Source organism: Leptothoe spongobia TAU-MAC 1115 (genome assembly GCF_018739885.1).
GTDB lineage: Bacteria > Cyanobacteriota > Cyanobacteriia > Phormidesmidales > Phormidesmidaceae > Leptothoe > Leptothoe spongobia.
Genome location: NZ_JADOES010000006.1, coordinates 98,434 through 116,067, shown reverse-complemented (window position 1 = coordinate 116,067; position 17,634 = coordinate 98,434). Strand labels below are relative to the sequence as shown.

General features: G+C 45.5%; 10 protein-coding genes and 1 pseudogene. 5 read left to right on the top strand and 6 right to left on the bottom strand.

Annotated features, from left to right (window positions below; translation table 11 throughout):
* Nucleotides 1–52: 52 nt before the first annotated feature.
* The 3 genes and pseudogenes from IXB50_RS04935 to IXB50_RS04925 all read right to left on the bottom strand — a co-directional run bounded on the left by IXB50_RS04935 (nucleotide 53) and on the right by IXB50_RS04925 (nucleotide 4,280).
* Nucleotides 53–2,440, bottom strand: a complete 2,388-nt coding sequence (locus tag IXB50_RS04935) for an FG-GAP-like repeat-containing protein (RefSeq protein ID WP_215607833.1) — start codon at nucleotides 2,438–2,440, stop codon at nucleotides 53–55.
* A gap of 203 nt (nucleotides 2,441–2,643) precedes the next feature.
* Nucleotides 2,644–2,904 (bottom strand): annotated as a pseudogene (locus IXB50_RS04930) (transposase); the annotation flags it as partial.
* 242 nt (nucleotides 2,905–3,146) lie between these two features.
* Nucleotides 3,147–4,280, bottom strand: coding sequence for a CAP domain-containing protein (locus IXB50_RS04925; RefSeq protein ID WP_215607832.1), 1,134 nt, complete (start codon nucleotides 4,278–4,280; stop codon nucleotides 3,147–3,149).
* A gap of 901 nt (nucleotides 4,281–5,181) precedes the next feature.
* Here IXB50_RS04925 and IXB50_RS04920 point away from each other — a divergent pair.
* Nucleotides 5,182–5,961: a photosystem II S4 domain protein gene (locus IXB50_RS04920; protein ID WP_215607831.1), complete on the top strand. Its 780-nt coding sequence runs from the start codon at nucleotides 5,182–5,184 to the stop codon at nucleotides 5,959–5,961.
* Nucleotides 5,962–6,145: 184 nt separating this feature from the next.
* Entirely contained in the window at nucleotides 6,146–7,492 is a 1,347-nt protein-coding gene (locus IXB50_RS04915) for a hypothetical protein (RefSeq protein ID WP_215607830.1), read from the top strand.
* A 49-nt stretch (nucleotides 7,493–7,541) separates the two neighbouring features.
* Here the strand turns inward: IXB50_RS04915 and IXB50_RS04910 are convergent, their stop codons facing one another.
* The 3 genes from IXB50_RS04910 to IXB50_RS04900 all read right to left on the bottom strand — a co-directional run bounded on the left by IXB50_RS04910 (nucleotide 7,542) and on the right by IXB50_RS04900 (nucleotide 12,399).
* A complete protein-coding gene (locus IXB50_RS04910) occupies nucleotides 7,542–8,447 on the bottom strand; it encodes a class I SAM-dependent methyltransferase (RefSeq protein WP_215607829.1) in 906 nt (301 codons plus the stop codon).
* Between the two features lie 250 nt (nucleotides 8,448–8,697).
* The gene (locus IXB50_RS04905) at nucleotides 8,698–10,851 is read right to left on the bottom strand and encodes a polysaccharide biosynthesis tyrosine autokinase (RefSeq protein WP_215607828.1); all 2,154 of its coding nucleotides are present in this window, start codon (nucleotides 10,849–10,851) and stop codon (nucleotides 8,698–8,700) included.
* A 75-nt stretch (nucleotides 10,852–10,926) separates the two neighbouring features.
* A complete protein-coding gene (locus IXB50_RS04900) occupies nucleotides 10,927–12,399 on the bottom strand; it encodes a polysaccharide biosynthesis/export family protein (protein WP_215607827.1) in 1,473 nt (490 codons plus the stop codon).
* A 1,077-nt stretch (nucleotides 12,400–13,476) separates the two neighbouring features.
* On the opposite strand from IXB50_RS04900, the gene IXB50_RS04895 reads away from it, so the two are divergent.
* From IXB50_RS04895 to IXB50_RS04885, 3 genes are all read left to right on the top strand, one after another.
* Nucleotides 13,477–14,340 (top strand): WecB/TagA/CpsF family glycosyltransferase, encoded by an 864-nt coding sequence (locus IXB50_RS04895; protein WP_215607826.1) that lies wholly within the window; start codon nucleotides 13,477–13,479, stop codon nucleotides 14,338–14,340.
* Between the two features lie 407 nt (nucleotides 14,341–14,747).
* Entirely contained in the window at nucleotides 14,748–16,598 is a 1,851-nt protein-coding gene (gene hepA, locus IXB50_RS04890; RefSeq protein ID WP_215607825.1) for a heterocyst formation ABC transporter subunit HepA, read from the top strand.
* A gap of 247 nt (nucleotides 16,599–16,845) precedes the next feature.
* On the top strand, nucleotides 16,846–17,589 hold the full coding sequence (locus tag IXB50_RS04885) for a sulfotransferase family protein (protein WP_215607824.1): 744 nt from the start codon (nucleotides 16,846–16,848) through the stop codon (nucleotides 17,587–17,589).
* Nucleotides 17,590–17,634 lie beyond the last annotated feature (45 nt).

Here is a 17,634-nt window from a genome sequence, read left to right as displayed (position 1 = left end):
TATAACAATGTGCATCTCAGAATCTTGCACCCATATCGGTACTTGTAACAGATTAGACGTATTGAAAGGTACTGCTATTGAGGTTGATATTACCTGCACCACGGATGACAGCAATCAGCTCATCTTGCTGACCAGTACCATTGTCGATAAACAAGGCACGACCACTGTCAACACCATTAGGAGCAGAGCCCAAGCGATAGTCATGATCGTTACTGAGCTGGATCCGATCGCCCTGGCCCACTTTCAGGTCAGTGATGAGGGCATAGTTCGATAGTCCCATGGAGCCTGAATTGTCATCATCATAAAACGCACCAGACTTGTTACCCAAAATAAAAGTATCGCTGCCTTTACCGCCGGTCATCACGTCTTTTTCGGGGGCAGTTCCACCTCCTGTCCCTTGCAGGATATCGTTACCATCACCACCTACAAGCTTATCTGAGCCAGTGCCCCCTAGAAGCCGGTCATTACCCGATCCACCAGCCACATGATCATTTCCTGAACCACCAGAGACCAGATCATTACCTGAATCGCCAAACAACTTATCAGCACCCTGGTCGCCGTAGATTTTATCGTTACCGCCCTTTCCTCCAATAATATCATTACCTTCTTTTCCACCAATGGTCTGACTCTTAGAGCCACCAATAATCTTGTCAATCTGACTAGTACCACGAATAACAGCATTGTTACTCATGATTACATTCGGCCCTGAGGGGGTCGGAGGTTTGGGGGCAGGCGGTTCCGGGTTGGGTGGTACAGGAATATCAAGACTGGCAGGCGTGTGCCACTGAGTCCCTTGCGATGCCAGCTCAACAGTTCGAATACGCTGGGTCTTGTTCAGAATCCAGCCCTGGTTTTGACCGTTCGACAAGTTGCGCCAGAGGACATCGGCCCGGCCATCTCGGTTGAGATCACCGACCCCGGCAATGGCCCACTTGGTATCTTGGCGACCTGGCAGATTGGCGGTTCCCTGCCGTTGGCCACCATTCATATACCAAACCTGGTTTTGACCTGTTTTCTGATTACGCCAGAGGAGGTCGACCTTCTCATCCTGATTGAAATCAGCGGCCCCCCCGATATACCAGTCTTTGCCTTGACGCTCTGGCAGAGCGACATCTTGCTGCCACTCAGTGCCATCCATGAGCCAGAGTTCGTTTTCCCCAGTGCGCGTATTCCGGATGATGAGATCGTCTTTTCCATCGTTGTTGAAATCAGCGGCTCCTTGAACCTCTTGCTGAGTGTCAAACAAACTCTCGAAGATCGTTTCACTGCCATTACGGTTGGTCCCATTCAGGAACCAGGCATCGATACGAGCGTCAGGACCACCTTGCAACACCAGATCATCCTTCCCATCGCCATTAAAATCACCAATAGCTCGCACCGCAAAGTTGGTGTTGGTAATCTTGCCTATATCTGTGGTGCGAAGGGTGTTGGCTCCATTGAGCAATCGGGCTTTGAGTTGTCCTGTCTTGGCATCTTGCCAGAGGATATCGGTTTTGCCATCACCATTAAAGTCGGGGCCAATGACATCATTGGTGGGTGTGGGCTGCGGATTGGGATTGGGGCCGGTCACAATCCCTCGCTCGTCGGTATCAAGGTCGAGTTTGACATTCTGGTTGCCAATGCGCACGGTTTCAGTGATCGACTTTTTGAGCCCACCACCCGAGAAGGTGACCTGATAGGTTCCTGTATCCAGAGCCAGTGAGTAGCCTCCCGAGCCAAATGTCCGGGTGGAAAAGGCCTTGTTGTCTGACTGACGAATTGCCTGAATATTAACGCCCCCCAAGCCTTCACCAGGGGTGTAGAAATCGTCATCGTTGACGTTGTCATCGAACGCTACCCCCGTGAGAAATGCCTGGTCAAGGTCCTGCGTCTCATAAACACCGTCAAGGTCTCGGGTACCAAAGTTGGCTGTGGCAATCGAATAGCTTTTGTTGCCATAGCGAGAATAGGGACCATTAGCAATCCCCACACCAATTTCTTTGTAGCCCTCGCGCAAAATGGTGTCTCGGTGTCCTGAACTAGGCCACCAGCCCCCACCCGCTGCTGCCCAGTAGATATGGTTATCAATATCTTGAGTTGTGACTCGGGGGGTAGGGTTGTTGATGTCTTCGAGGGGTTTGGCCGAGATGTTTTCCCCATAAGACCAGAGTTGATTTTGAGGGGTGCGAAACGTTTGTAAGGGGAATCCGGTGTCTTCGATGCGTTCAATGGCGCTGCTGCCGTTGGAACCGGAATGGCTAAAGAAACCTCGGCGCAGCATATCGTTACTGTGACCTTGAGCGGCATCAGTCAATTTCAGGCTGATGGCCAATGGTTCCTTGGGGGTAGCGGTATTATTGCCTAAGGGGCCTCTATAGCGTTGTGTGGCCGCAGTTGGATTCGCCCGAATCCGGTTGATCAGTTCAACCATATATTGTTCATACGCTGTTGGTTGAGCCATATGCTTATTCTCCTTAAATGTTAAATGAATAGCCAATGAATTCGGCAGCACCCACATAGGGGAATGTCTGCTCGAACTAGTGATTGGTAAGAGTTTGCAGAATCGGAAAATGTTAGAAACGGTCGCTTATCAAAGCGTCCATCATCAAAAACTAGATCAGGGAATATCTGTTGTGATGTGGTACCTACTAGATGTAGTGAGTGTTACAGGTAACCAAATCTCTCATATCCGTTAATATCGAGTGTGAGTCGTTGGAGAATCCTCTCCACATCAAAGATGCCATAGCAACGTCGCTTGAGCACCTTCACTCGCTTATTAACATCCTCAACAAAGCCGCTTGACCACTCGTCTAGAAAGTAGTTCGTAATTTGATCGAGCCAGGTGTCCACCGTTTCTCAAAAATTCTCAAACTCATCGAGTCCACGTTTGCACACACGTTTGTACCAGGCTCGGATAGCACACTTCTGCCTTGGGGAACAGCCACATCGCCCCTTTAATCTACTGATATGCTTCGATCGGGGTTAATAAATTTGGATTGGGTATAACAACAAGAATCTACCCCAGTTCTAAGGAAGCTAGATTGTACAATCTGGGAAATAGTCTGCTCAAATAAGATAGGCTTCTTATCGAACAGACTATTTCACTAAATTACAGGTTAAATCCTTATCCCTTAACTATTGGCATCAGGACTATTTAGACATCCTGATTAGACGTACTGAAAGGTGCTGCTGTTGAGGTTAAGGTTACCCGAACCACGAATGACAGCAACCAGCTCATCTTGCTGACCAGCACCATTGTCGATAAACAAGGCACGACCACTATCGACACCGTTGGGAGCCGAGCCCAAACGATAGTCATGATCGTTACTGAGCTGGATTCGATCGCCCTGGCCCACTTTCAGGTCAGTGATGAGGGCATAGTTTGATAGTCCCATGGAACCTGAATTGCCATCATCATAAAACGCACCAGACTTGTTACCCAAGATAAAGGTATCGCGGCCCTTGCCACCGGTCATCACATCTTTTTCGGATGCAGTTCCTCCCTTTGATCCTTGCAGGATGTCGTTGCCACTACCACCAACGAGCTTATCGGAGCCGGTGCCACCGAGAATCCGGTCATTACCTGATCCGCCAGCAACATGATCATTGCCCGATCCTCCGGAAACAAGATCATTACCTGCATCGCCAAATAGCTTATCAGCGCCTTGATCGCCGAAGATCCGATCGTTACCGCCTTTGCCTCCAATAATATCGTTACCCTGTTTTCCACCGATGGTCTGGCTCCTGGAGCCACCAATAATCTTGTCAGCCCGATTAGTACCACGAATAACAGCATTGTTACTCGTGATTACATTGGGGCCTGAGGGAGGGGTGGGAGTGGGGGCTGGAGGCTCAGGAGTGGGTTCAGGGTTGGGTGCAGGATTTTCAATAGTTCCTTTACCAAATACCTGGGTCCAATAGTGCCCATAGTTAACACTACCCGTATCATTTGCTAAATAGTAGTGACCAACGCCAATCTCGTTATAGTTGGCATTGAGCATGTTGGCACGGTGACCAGGGCTATTCTTCCAGCCTTCGACGACAGCTTTGGCAGAACCATAACCAGCTGCAATATTTTCACCAACAGTGCCCGATTCATAACCTTCATCTTTCGCACGGTCCCAAGGCTTAGACCCATCTTTCCCCGTATGGGAAAAGTAGTCTTGATCAGCCATGTCCTTGCTATGCTTATCGGCTGTTTCATCCAGGTTTGTATCCAGAACGAGAGCCTTTAGACCATTTTCTTTACGAAATTCATTGGTTAGTCTCAGGACTTCGTTTTCAAACGCTTGATTCTGCATGTTCTTCGCTTTTAAAAATTAGATTGCAAGTGGTATCTGCAACCCTTGAAAGAAGAAAAGATTCCTTCTGACCACTAACAAGGGGTCTCTAGCTTTGAACACACGTAAAGGGTGATGTTGAGGTGAGGCATAGATGCGATCGCAACAGTAGACTAATCCACTGAGCTACTAAGCTCACCATCTTGAAAAATCAATTACTACAGGCAAATGTCAGTTACTATAGGTAACTGGGAACTCTTTTCCACAGCGTTAACTTCACTAGCCTAAAAAATCACCATGTCCACCCGAGCATCAAAAACATTGATTAAAAGACTTGATGCAATGGTGAAAACTCTAACGCCGCATTTTCTTCTCAAATGTGAAACTTTATGAGTTTTCTGTGGCAGGCTGCACTTTCATTGATCATATAAACTATAGGTAACTATGTCAACACTTCCAGACTAAATTCGATCAAAAAACAATCTTTTCAAGAATCAAAACTATTAAGGAAGAGGGCTTCAAGACCATTTAGGATATACAGCAAGATATCTTGTTTATGACATGTGTCCCTATATGACAAGTAAGGTAGCGCGTCTGTTGTCATTGAAGTTTCAATATGTGCCGATATGAATAGTGACACATCTCCTGCCATCCTTTCAGCAACAAACAAAAAGATAATCTCATCACAACAATTCTAACAAACGCTTCTAAAGCATACGAAGATAATTTTCTAATATATTGAGCAGACTAACGATAGCCAATTTATCTATATCAAGTAACCATATTTGTCACAATCAATGTAATTTCCTAAATGCTTATATAAAGTAGCTTGTTTTGAGGAGCACATAGCAATCAAACTCAGCACCGTCGTCAAACACACATACTATAGAATTACGTAGTCATTTCATTGCAACCTGTGCCCATGCTGCCCAAAGATGACCTGCTCAAGGGTTCGGAAAATACTGACACTCTAGCTCGTGTAATTGATAAAGCCGATCAGGCCATTCGTACTTGGGAGCCGGTCACAACGGATTTTCTCTCCCCTCCAGAGCTATATGAGGCCCAGGCAATGTTTGGTCGTCTGACCGATATCCACACCCAGACCCAGGGAGGATATCCCCAAGCTGAGCGACAACGATTAACCATTGCGAGATCAGAAATTCCACTAGAGGGCCAGGCGCTTCCCTTATCCCTATTGAATGTGGCAGGCAATTTCCTATTTGACACCGCCACCCATCGAGATTTTTTAGGTGCACTGTTAGGTACCGGCATTGTCCGAGAAAAGGTAGGAGATATCATCGTCCTTGGGGAGCGAGGGGCCCAAATTATCGTCGTCCCTGAGCTAGTCGAATTTTTGCAGATGAGCCTGATCCAAGTGCGTTCGGTGCCAGTCAAAACTAAGCCCATCGACTGGAATGAGCTTCGAGTACGGGAACCCAAGAAAAAAGAAATGACGACGGTAGAAGCGTCCATGCGTTTAGATGCCGTAGCTTCCGCAGGATTTGGCATGTCCCGTAGCAAAATGGCCGATATGATCACCGCCGGAGATGTACGGGTCAACTGGAAGCCTATTTCCCAATCGAGTCACTCCTTAAAATCAGGTGATCTAGTCGCCATCCGTGGCAAAGGCCGCTTGGAAATCGGCGATGTCATGATTACGAAAAAGCAGCGCTACCGCATTGGTCTGACCCGCTATGTTTAAGATATTGGACTCTAGTCTAAAGGACTAGCGAAAGACCTAAGCTACCCTATGAATGTGGGTTGCCACATGGGTGTCTAAGTCTATCTGTTTTGTCGGCTATTGATCAGCCCCTCGCAGATTCGAATCATCCTCAATATCGGCAACGACATGTGTATTACAGTCCTGCGTCCATCTCTGAGTACCTATGCCTCGTCTTTCCAATCGCGCTTATTCATTGCTAGATAAAGAACTCCAACGTCTTTGTGAGGGAAAACCGGCCGAACAAATACGCCGTAATATCGTAGCTAAGCGCCTTCAAAAGATGTGTGAACAAGAAGGAACACCAGCAACTTATGCGGAGATAAAGGACGCTATAGACGATATCTTTCCAGAATTTGACGAAAAAATCCTCAAACAATCAGCCAAACTAAACCTACCCAATCCAGCTATTCGACCTGCCAAGTGGGTTATCGGCCTTACTGCCGGAGTAGCCGCTCTAGCTGGCGGGCTATGGTTTGTTAATCTTCCGTATCCAATGGTGCGCTGGCCAGTGTCCAAGGTAGCTCCGATGCTGTTGCTACCCAGTTTTATGCGCATGGACCATAACTATCGCCAGACTATTATTTACACTGAACAAGCCGACCAACTCATTAACAATGCCACCAGTGCTGCTGATTTTGAGCTCGGTGCAGCCAAATCGGCTCAAGCCCAAAAACATCTGGATCAACTACCGGTGTGGTTTCTTGGCTATTATCCCCAACGATATTGTCAATTCTTTAGCTGTGGCTGGAAATTTACCCTAGACGAATTTCAAGATGCCCGTGCACTCATTGGTCGCATGGAGGCCCAAATTTTTCAGGAACAAAATGCGCTGCAACAGTTAGATACAGCTGCCCTAGCGATTGAAACGGCGAAGGAACAATACCAAACCGTAGAGGCTGCGGCAGAGAAGACTGCCGTGCTAGCCGCCTGGCAAGCAGGCATGGACCAACTAAACGAAATTCCCAACGGCACATTGGCAAGTAGTCAAGCTCAAAAACGACTAGAAGCATTTCAGCGAGATTACTCCAGCTTAGCCGGGACCACAGCGGATGTTCAACAGTCTAACGATCTAGTCACTGTAGCCAAAAACTATGGGATACAAGCAGCCCAACTTGTACAAGGACCACCCCATCTAGCTAGCAAATGGGAACAGGCAGAAAATCTTTGGGAAGAAGCCATTCTGGCTCTAAACAGAGTGCCTGAGGGCAGTCCTGGCTATATTGAGGCACAAAAAATAAAAGCTCAATACATCGTTAATCAAGGACAAATAGAAACCCAAAAGCTTAGGGAGCAAGAAGCAGTAGCCACCATACAGAAAGTTCGTGATACAGTTATTCAGCTCATCGATAAAGCTGAGCGAGGTGAAATTCGTGGTTTACAGGCAGAGTTACAGAAGGTTATCAACAACCTAGGAACAGTTCCAGCTGATACTACTGTCTCTGCAGAAGCCCAACAGTTGCAGACTCAGGCTCAAAATAAACTCAACGAGTTGCAGCAAGTACGCAATTAGCAAAATTATTAGAAAGTCAAATCCTGGATGGTCTAAGACATAGTCCAGGTTACTTGAGGCAAGTGGCAATACAGATCATGGATTGGGCAGCGGCAGCTGACTCTATATCAATGCCTGATAGCCACTGACTCAGACGCAATCGCCAGGAGCCTTTGCCATACTCTCCTTTGAGCACTTCTGTACCGAGGTCATGGTTGTGAGGATGCACTGTCACAATAAACCCCAGTGGCTCCAGTACCTGGGCATAAAACTCTATGTCTAAGCCATCCCCTGGCTTACGGTTATGGATTTCTGTGGCTCGTCTAGCAAGGCGATATTCCCTAGGTAAATAATGAACACTGCGGATCATCTTATAAAAAGGGAAACGAATCTGCCGTAGCAACAACCCTAGGCCCTTAAAATTCCATGCGGAACGCTGTGGATCTTGATCTGTCAACAATATGCCACCAGGTTTTACCAAACGAGCTGCTTCTGCCAGCACTTTGGCCATATCATCGCAGTGATGCAATGTCGCATTTAGCACCACAATATCGGCAAATCTATCAACTAATGGCAGATTATGGGCATCGGCTAACAGTGGAGTATAGCCAACGCTTTCTGCCATTTTCAATGCTCTAGGAGAAATATCTACACCAATTAGAGCCTTAGGTTGTCCCCCCACAGTGGCATAGACATTTCCTGGCCCACAGCCAATATCCACCACTATTTTGTCATCCCAACTTCCCGTCGCCGTTAGCCACCTAGCATGAAAAGTCTCTGCCCGATGATGGGTATCAAAATAGTACTGGCACCATTCTGGATTTTCTAAAAAGGTAATATTAGCCTGCATCCCTTCGCTATAGCACGATAGGCGATGTTCAGGGATACCTTGCTCGTTGATATCAATCTGCTCGCTGACATTCAAATATGGCCACAATGCTGATACAGCAGTGGGTGCTAAGAGAACACTGGACATAGAGCTCAGAATTGTCTAGAAAGTTCTAGAACAGATAAAGGATAGGAAGAAAAATCATTAAATCTTGTCCACGTTTAGAATTGTCGTTTTTTCCAAAGCAAAACAACGATTTTGAACGTGATTTAGCACCTTTATACATTTAAGGAGAGTATTGCCAACATCTAGCAATACTCTCCCCATATCTAAAAGCCTGATACTAAGGTACGATAACAACGCCGTTAAGGAGCCATCAACTTTAGCCGTCCAGTATTTAGCTTTCTCGAATAGCGACACCAAAGACATTAACATTGGCAATTCGCAGCTGGTCCATGGCTTGATCAAGTAAATTCTGTTTCAGCTGACCAGGACGGGCAACAATCAACATACCATCCACTTGTTCTGCAACTAAATAAGCATCTGACTGGCCAAGAAGTGATGGTGAATCAAACACAACCAGGTCAAATCTGGGCTTAAGCTGCTGAATTAGCTTTTGAACTCGCTTGGTTGTTAGTATATGACCGGCATCATGGCCTTTTGTTCCCGCGCAGAGTACTTTAAGTCCATCAATAGGCTCATGGAGAAATGTACTTTTAGTCAACTCATTGGCATCGCTTAAGGCCAAATCCGTCAAACCAGCATCATTTGGTAACTTGAGATAACTATGGATCTTTGGATCTCGCAGGTTAGTATCTACTAATAAAACTCGCTGACCTAAAAGTGCAGCTGCTTCTGCCAGATGTATGGCTGCCACCGACTTACCTTCTTTATCCATGATAGAACTCACCACCACCGATTTGAGGGGTTGATCAGAGCTGCTCAATCTTAGGTTGGTATAGAGAGAGCGAAATGCTTCCATAAACGGATCGTCAATTATGACACTGCTTCCATGATCGGTAGCCCCCTTCTTGACATCACCATTAGCTAGCTGCAGTGCTTTAGCGGGATCCAATACCGTAGGTATAGTGGTTTGAGGTGTCGGAATTTTACCTAAGATTGGCAGCTGCATAGTACGCTGAATATCTTTCTCTAAATATAGAACTCCGGTTGATTTATCCAGCAGTAATGCAAGTACTGACCCTAGCAAAAGTCCTAACACTCCACCAATAATCAAGTCTTGCGTCAAACTTATAGACTGAGCCCGTGGTTTGGTAGTAGGGGTTACAATTTCCCATGGAATTTCACGTTGAGCTGAATCAATTTCTAACGCCGCTTGCTTAGCCAAGAACTGGTTTAGGTTCTCTGTTGCAATCCCTAATTCCCGCTGAATATCAACATATTCGCGGGAAATACCTGAGAGTTCATCCACATCTGAGCTGAGTCCCTGTAATGTCTGATTTAGAGACTGCTCGCGAGCTTCTAAAGCTCTCATTTGGTTAAGCAAATCTCGCTGAGATTGTTCACCTTGTTCCTCTAACAGTACCAGCAAATTCTCACGCTGTTCCTTGAGGATCTCCATATCAGGACTACCGTCCAAATAAAGTGTAGATGCCTCTGCAATTTGGGTATCTAGCTGTAGTAAAGAATTTAACAGGGATTGGTATCTTGGATTTGCCTCCAAAGCGGCAGAAGATGCCTGCTCTTGTCCCGCCCCTAACTGGCCACGTAGACTTTCATAAGTTGCACGATTTTGTTCCAGCTCGATTTCTAAATCGAGCTGTTGCTTAGAAAAAGTATTCACTTGACCCGACAGCTGCGAGCCACGAGAATCTGGATCAATAATATTGTAATCTAGCCGCAAAGATTGCAATTCATCTTGTAATGACTCTACCTTATTCGTCAAATCTGGCAGTTTTTGCTCCACAAACTCCATAGCTCGACGAATATCGGCCTGTTTCGATTCAAGACTGTAGGTAAGATAGGCTTGAGATACCAGATTTAAGACCACCTGAACTGTTTGAGGATCGGGATCTTGCAAGGTTACTCGGATAATGTCTGAGCCTTTACCGAACTGATTTACCCGTAGGCGGCTCACCAAAATCTGATAGCAGGGGTCATAACTGAACTCCAGTGAATCACTTGACTCTGAGTTAGCTGGTGTGGCAGGACAATAGTTAGGATATCGTTCTTTGATCCCTTCAATCACAGGCTGCAATACCGCAGGTCCAGTTAAAATCTTGAGCAAGTCCTTATTAACAGCATCTTGATCCTGACTCGTGATTGTCTCAGGAACGTTGGAGATAACTTCTGTCTCAGTACTTTGGGCCTTGACTAAAATTTCAAAGGTGCCATTATAGATCGGTTTCTCAGTAAGCACCCTGGCAGCAGCCAAGCCCATACTAACTGCAGTCATTCCTGCAATTATCCACCACTTACGCTGCAGTGTTTTAAATAAGGCACCCACATTTAGACCGCCTTCGTCTTCTGCTGGGGTGAACCTCTCGGGGGCTATCCAAGTTGATGATGAGGGGACGGTATCAGCTCTCATAGATTAAAAGATAAATATATAGAAGTTGGCAGTAGAGTGTGGAGATGAATGTGCCGAGCTATACAGGGCTTGTGCTTAATCAAGAATATTGAGGAACCTTAGGGGTGAAAAGACATTAGTTATCACTTGTCCAACTGGCCCTAGAACAGTTCCAATGTCGTCACTAATACGCGCCAATGCCGATGGATTGACAATGATCACATCGTTATTCTGCAGAATAGGATTATTTTCATCATTGATTCCTCCAGCGAAGTCAACTGGAATCTTCCTGCGAACAACGGTGCCATCTGGATTCAATCGGATCAGTTCAGCATCCTTTTCACGGGCACGGCGATTAAATCCACCGGCCGCCAGGATGGCTTGACTCAAGGATGTATTGGGATCTAGCTCCATTGTTCCTGAACGAGTTACTTCACCCACAATATTGACTCGAATAGAGTTGGGGGAAATACTAGAGCCTAAAACCGTGGGGACTTCTTCAGGATTCAATGCAATAGCTGTGGGAACAAAAATAGTATCGTTCGGCTGGAGCACCACGTCCTGATAAACATCACCCACTTCCAGGAGCTTCCACAAGTCCACATCAATAACTTGAGATCCCCCTGTACGAGTAGGTCGCACCACCTGTACCTTACGAATATCAGCTCGGGGTCTGATCCCCCCGGCTACCTGCAAGGCTCGGGTAACCGTAGTGGGTGTATTCGAACCAGAGGATGAACCAGGAACTCCAGCATCCCTAGTAGTTGCCTGACCACCCCGGATTGTATAAGGGCCAGGTCGATACACTTCACCAATGACAGCTACATTAATTGCTTCGCTGACGCTGGCCGCAAAACTAGCATCTGCCAGCAGTGTAGAGTCTTGAAGGGATACAGTGCCTGTGGGAATAAAGATCGAATCTCCATCCCTAAGAGATATATCGTACTGAGAATTACCGGTTTCTAACAGCTGCCAGAGGTCAATCGTAAATGTTTGCTGACGACCATCCCGGCCAGGACGCTGAATCTGAATTTGACGAATATCAGCCACTTGAGTAACACCACCCGCCCGCTCTAGGAGTTGGGTCAATCGGGGGGCCTGGGTACCTGTTTGGGTAAGGGTATAGGCACCAGGGCTATCAATCTCACCGGAAATACCCACCTGCAATGGACGTCGATTACGTAAGGTCAGGGTGACTAAAGGGCGTCTGAGATATTGACCGTATTTACTGGAAAGTAGGTCTGTTGTCTCGTCGATGGTCAGTCCTGCAACATTCACTGGCCCCACCAATGGCAAATTCAATATGCCATCTACTGCAACTTCACTCTCGCCGCTATATTGTGACACCTTAAATATATCGACATGCACGACATCACCAGCTCCCAGGGTATAGGCCGTTTCAGCAGGAGGAGCAATGTTAGGCAAAGGTGCTGAAGCCGCATTGTTGGTCCCATTATTACCAGGTAGAGGCGGTAACTGAGCGGCGGCTGGTAATGATGATGAAGTAATTGCTGCTAGGGCAACAAAGGCAAAGGCTAGTTGTGACGGGGGCAAGGAACGAAGCAACATGAGTAGACTGCTTATGTTGTAGGACGATTGTGATTCATACAAGACTGGCTAGCCTTGGAGATTACATTTTCACCATTGTCTTCAGCAAATCAGCTTAGTTTTGGTGCAGTCCTTTAATTGGACCACCCCGTTTACCCGATTCAAACATTTTTTCAACGACTTTTTAAAGATTCTAAATAAAGTCGGATAGCATTTTTACCTAGAGAACTAGTTATAGGGCTGCATTTGTTAAATTCATAAAGCAGCTATTTACTCAATCCGTACGGAAAATACCTATCTCACATGGAAGCTAAACATGAGCACAATATAGGTTTTTACATGGGTTCAGCCAATTTCTTTGCTCAGCTAGTCGACAAATCAAAAATATTCGTCTATGCTGTGCAACATGAAGGGTGTGTGTTGCACAACAAATAAGGTTGAATTGTTTTCCCTTGTGGGCTAAGTGTTCTCTCTGATTACGATCTCAAAGACAACAGCTTGGCAGTGTTTGGTTTAAGTTCTTGCTTGAATCAATGAGTTTCCCATTTACCGCCGCATCTATCTTTAATCACGTTCCATTTGAAACTACCGTTTCCTCTATGGGAAAATAGCCGTTATGGACGTGACCAAGGTTTAGTTAGGAAAGTCTCCAACACACCCCAAAGTTTTGAAAAATTGAACTAGTTTAGGGTTTTGTTTCAGGTGACTTTGCCTGTGTGTTTCCAACTCGCTGTGGGTAAAAGCTAAACAGATTATCCGAAGCTTGTATGTATGGAAAATAGACACTACTTCTCCGGTCGTTTGTACTTATTGAGTTAAGTACATGGATGCCACCCCTAGTGTCCGTTTATTCTACACAAATTTTCCCGGAATCTATCCCCTACAGCAATACAAAAATTGTTATACGCATGTGCTCTTTCAGAGCTGAGATCGTGATGTCGGACCTATTACTCTAAGGCTAGTGGGTTAACAAGTACATTGTTGAACCTGGGTAAAAGGGTTATACCCCAATGGCCGATGCGATTGACAGCTCCTATACAGTGGCATCTCATACCAAAGTATTTTCGTTAACCGACCTCAACAAATTCGAGAATTATTATGCTGTATTCAACTAGGTCTAGTCTTACTAGCCTTTGGCAGAAGAGCACAAAGAAGCTGGAAACGCAGAATGTAATCGGATTTCCGGTCACCGCAGAATCATTTGAAACACAAGTTGACACCATGGTGGGATGGGCGCGTCAACGATTGAGCAAAGCCGTATGTGTGGCCAATGTACACATGCTGGTCGAGGCAAAGTGCAACAAAAAGTTCGCACGAGTCTTGCATCGGGCTGACATGCTTACACCTGATGGCATGCCCTTAGTATGGATCACAAGCAGATTGAGGAAACGGCAACAGGAGCGCGTTGCTGGTATGGACATTCTGTTGAGTCTTTGTGAGAAAGCCACCCAGGAAAACATCAGTGTCTTCTTCCTGGGATCAACACCTGACGTGTTGTGGAGCATGGAGCAACGCCTGAACAAAGAGTTTCCGGATTTGAAAGTTGTGGGCATGGAATCTCCTCCATTTCGCCCGTTGACCATAGAAGAAGATGAATCTCTAGTTCAACGATTGAATAGTAGCGGTGCGGGTTTGGTCCTCGTAGCCTTAGGTTGCCCCAAGCAAGAATGGTGGATGTACAATCACAAAGGTCGAGTAAAGGCCGTTATGGTGGGTCTAGGTGGAGTCTTTCCTGTTTTTGCTGGCCAACAGAAATGGGCTCCCGTTTGGGTTCAAAAAAATGGTTTAGAGTGGTTATATCGCTTAGTCCAAGAACCAAGAAGGCTCTGGAAGCGTTATGCAAAGACTATTCCTCTATTTCTGCTGTTGGCCTTTAAGCAATTGGTCAAAATTAAGCTAGGACTTGAACCTCGATTTGGTGCTCCCCGTCCAGAAATTGTGCTGGGGTCCATGAGACGATAATCCAATTGATTTCTAGAGAACTCTCATCTAGGTATCATAGGTAACTAAATTAACAGCCTGTTGCGTACATTGACTGGAGCGATGTATACAGCAGGCTTATTGTTAATATCTTGATTTAGTTCCCTAAGGAATCGAGAAAGGCTTTTATTATCAATCTGATGAGGCAAACTGATGTTTTGACATAACAAGACACTGGGTATGGTAGTGCGTCAAAATCAATATTTTGATAGCGTTAACAATCTTGATCAGATCGTGTAGCTGAGATGAAGTTACGAGTCTACTTCCGGCATCTCTCAGCTTTCCCGAAAGCGGCTCTATGTCAGGAAAACTATAATGTCATGCGTACGGGCTTAGACTAACGTTTGTGGGTTGTGAACTAATTGTCAAGTATTCTATATCTTTACTCTATGAAAATGAAGCTGCCCGGTGCCCTCCGTACACTAGTTAAAACAACCCAATTTTGGAAAGAGAATCATCTAATCCTTAGAGAATTTAAATACTTTAAAAGGGTTGTCTTCTTAGCTATCTTTTTTGCTTTAGTAGCAGCGGCTTTTGAAGGGATGACGGTTGGATTTATTGCGTCCTTTTTGCAGGGACTTACCAATCCGGGCGAACCGCCTATTCAGACGGGAATTCAATGGTTTGACACCATATTTCTTGGGACTCAAGCCTCCGCCACAGACAGAATTTATAGGCTTTCTGGACTCCTGTTAGTTGGGGTATGGCTACGGGCAAGTTTTGACTATCTAAGCACAATCTACGCTAAAAAGTCTTCTTTGAAGCTGGTCAATCAACTGCGCGGTAGGATATTCGACCAGTTAGAAAGCTTCAGGCTAAGCTACTACACCACCGTGAGCCCTGGGGCCTTAATGAGCACCATCCGGGGTGAAGTTAACCAGGTCCAGCAAGCCTTTAATGTCCTTTCAACATCCATCGTACATGGCTCTAAAGTCTTAGCCTATTTGGTGTCAATGCTACTGCTATCATGGCAGTTATTTTTGATTTCCACCCTGGTTTTTGGTCTAATGTCGGTTGGGTTGACGTCTCTAACAGCCAGAGTGAGAGAGGCTAGCTTTGATGTCCCGAAGGCTAACAAAGCGTTTACGTCTCGTGCGCTAGCATTCGTTAACGGTATTCGCACGGTCCATGCCTCGGGCACTCAGGAATTTGAGCGTAAGCGATTCTACACTGCTGCCCAGACAATTCACAATGCCCAGATTAAGGTAGTCAAACTCTCGGCATTAGTGAGACCTCTGATCGAGGGACTTGGGGTGACGCTGTTAGTCGGTATGGTGGTTATATCCTACAGTTTGCTAATCTCCACAGGTCGACTCAAAGCAGCGGAACTACTGACCTTCTTATTTGTCCTCATTCGTACCACACCATTAGTCTCCTCTCTGAATGGTACTAGGGTAGGCTTTATCTCATCCCAAGGAGCATTGCATGCTGTCACTGATCTACTCAGAAAAGATGACAAACCCTACTTTCAAGATGGGCATAAAGTTTTTCAGGGGTTAAAGCGTTCAATTGACTTTGTCTCAGTTGACTTTTCCTATAACCCTGGTGAGCCGATTCTACACGACATTACGCTCTCGATTAAACGTGGGGAAACAACGGCACTTGTGGGTGCTTCAGGCGCTGGTAAAACCACACTGGCAGATTTGCTCCCACGATTCTATGATCCAACAGGGGGGCAAATTCTGGTTGATGGTGAAGAGCTAAACAAACTAAAAATCACTTCGTTTAGACAACGGATGGCCATCGTTAGCCAAGATACCTTTATCTTCAACACGACCGTAGCAGAGAACCTGGTATACGGTGTTGAAAACGCCAGCGACACCGATATTATTGAGGCGGCCAAGGCAGCCAATGCATTGGAGTTTATCCAAGAGTTACCAAACGGATTTGAAACAATGCTAGGAAATCGTGGGCTTAGACTATCAGGAGGGCAACGTCAACGGATTGCGATCGCACGTGCCCTACTCCGTAATCCTGAAATCCTCATCCTAGATGAAGCCACCAGTGCCCTAGATTCAGTCACAGAAAAGCTGATCCAAGATTCACTAGAAAGACTCTCCAAAGGACGAACCGTTATCGCCATTGCCCACCGACTATCCACCATTTCCAATGCAGACAAGGTAGTCGTCATGGAGAAAGGACGGATTGTAGAACAAGGCAATTATCAGGACTTGCTCAAAGAACAAGGCAAGCTTTGGAAATATCACCAAATGCAGTTTGAGATGGGCAGCGCTCACTAAAGTTCTTTAATGCAGATGTATGTCGAAACATGGGGTATTCAGATGGCACAAACAATCTACCTTGGTGGGGCTGGCCTTTGATTGCCACGATGGTGCCAATCTAGAAGTACCTGAAATGTTGGATGCGCTCAGAAACAAAGCAATACCTAATACAGGTTATTAATAAGCGCGAAAGCAATAAGACCAACATAAAAATATTTGGCCGATAAAAAATTAAACAATCTAAATTCAGCAGAGGTTATGAATCATGCAAAATAGTGGACCAATTTTCATCGTTGGCTGTCCTCGATCTGGTACAACTCTGACTCGCAGCATTATCAATGCACATCCAAATATAGCCTGTGGAGCGGAAACTCACTTCCTCAAAGATCTTTCAAAAATCGTTGATCAACATTGGGAAAGAATAGAGCGATATGATTTCACAAAAGATTATTGGAATGAGAAAATAGCTGACTTCTTTGACACCTTTAAGTCTGAGTATGCTCAAAAGCAAGGAAAAAAAAGATGGGCAGAAAAAACCCCAAGCTATGCATTCAAACTTGACTTTATTCATACACTATATCCCGATCTACAAATAGTTCATGTAATCCGAAATGGATATGACGTAACACTATCTCACTTAGATAGATGGGGCTATAAAAAAGCTGTAAATTCGACAAAAGTCTGGGCCGAGAGCATAAAACATGTAAGAGATTTTGGTCAATCTCTCCCTAATGATCAATATTTTGAAATTCGGTATGAGGATCTTGTAAAAGAACCTGAGGAAAATTGCAAACTTCTATTTGAATATTTGACTGAGCCTTGGGATCCTATCGTACTTGAGAAAGGTTGCTATACAAGCAATTTAACTGAGTCACGGCGTAAAGAATCCGGTGAAACATCGGCACTTTACCAATCACGTGTTGGGTTAGGCAAAAAGAAATTAGATCCGTTACTGGGAATGTTATTGAATTTTAGATCAGGCGGCTTATTAAAGCAGCTAGGTTATTAACTTAAAAAATCAAAGCCTATGTTGCCTCACACACCTACATAAGAA

Bases quoted from the DNA above. Each gene is read 5' to 3' on its own strand.
- IXB50_RS04905 (WP_215607828.1), bottom strand. From the start codon at position 10,851: ATGAGAGCTGATACCGTCCCCTCATCATCAACTTGGATAGCCCCCGAG.
- IXB50_RS04900 (WP_215607827.1), bottom strand. From the start codon at position 12,399: ATGTTGCTTCGTTCCTTGCCCCCGTCACAACTAGCCTTTGCCTTTGTT.
- IXB50_RS04920 (WP_215607831.1), top strand. From the start codon at position 5,182: ATGCTGCCCAAAGATGACCTGCTCAAGGGTTCGGAAAATACTGACACT.
- IXB50_RS04885 (WP_215607824.1), top strand. From the start codon at position 16,846: ATGCAAAATAGTGGACCAATTTTCATCGTTGGCTGTCCTCGATCTGGT.
- IXB50_RS04915 (WP_215607830.1), top strand. From the start codon at position 6,146: ATGCCTCGTCTTTCCAATCGCGCTTATTCATTGCTAGATAAAGAACTC.
- IXB50_RS04935 (WP_215607833.1), bottom strand. From the start codon at position 2,440: ATGGCTCAACCAACAGCGTATGAACAATATATGGTTGAACTGATCAAC.
- hepA (WP_215607825.1), top strand. From the start codon at position 14,748: ATGAAAATGAAGCTGCCCGGTGCCCTCCGTACACTAGTTAAAACAACC.
- IXB50_RS04895 (WP_215607826.1), top strand. From the start codon at position 13,477: ATGCTGTATTCAACTAGGTCTAGTCTTACTAGCCTTTGGCAGAAGAGC.
- IXB50_RS04910 (WP_215607829.1), bottom strand. From the start codon at position 8,447: ATGTCCAGTGTTCTCTTAGCACCCACTGCTGTATCAGCATTGTGGCCA.
- IXB50_RS04925 (WP_215607832.1), bottom strand. From the start codon at position 4,280: ATGCAGAATCAAGCGTTTGAAAACGAAGTCCTGAGACTAACCAATGAA.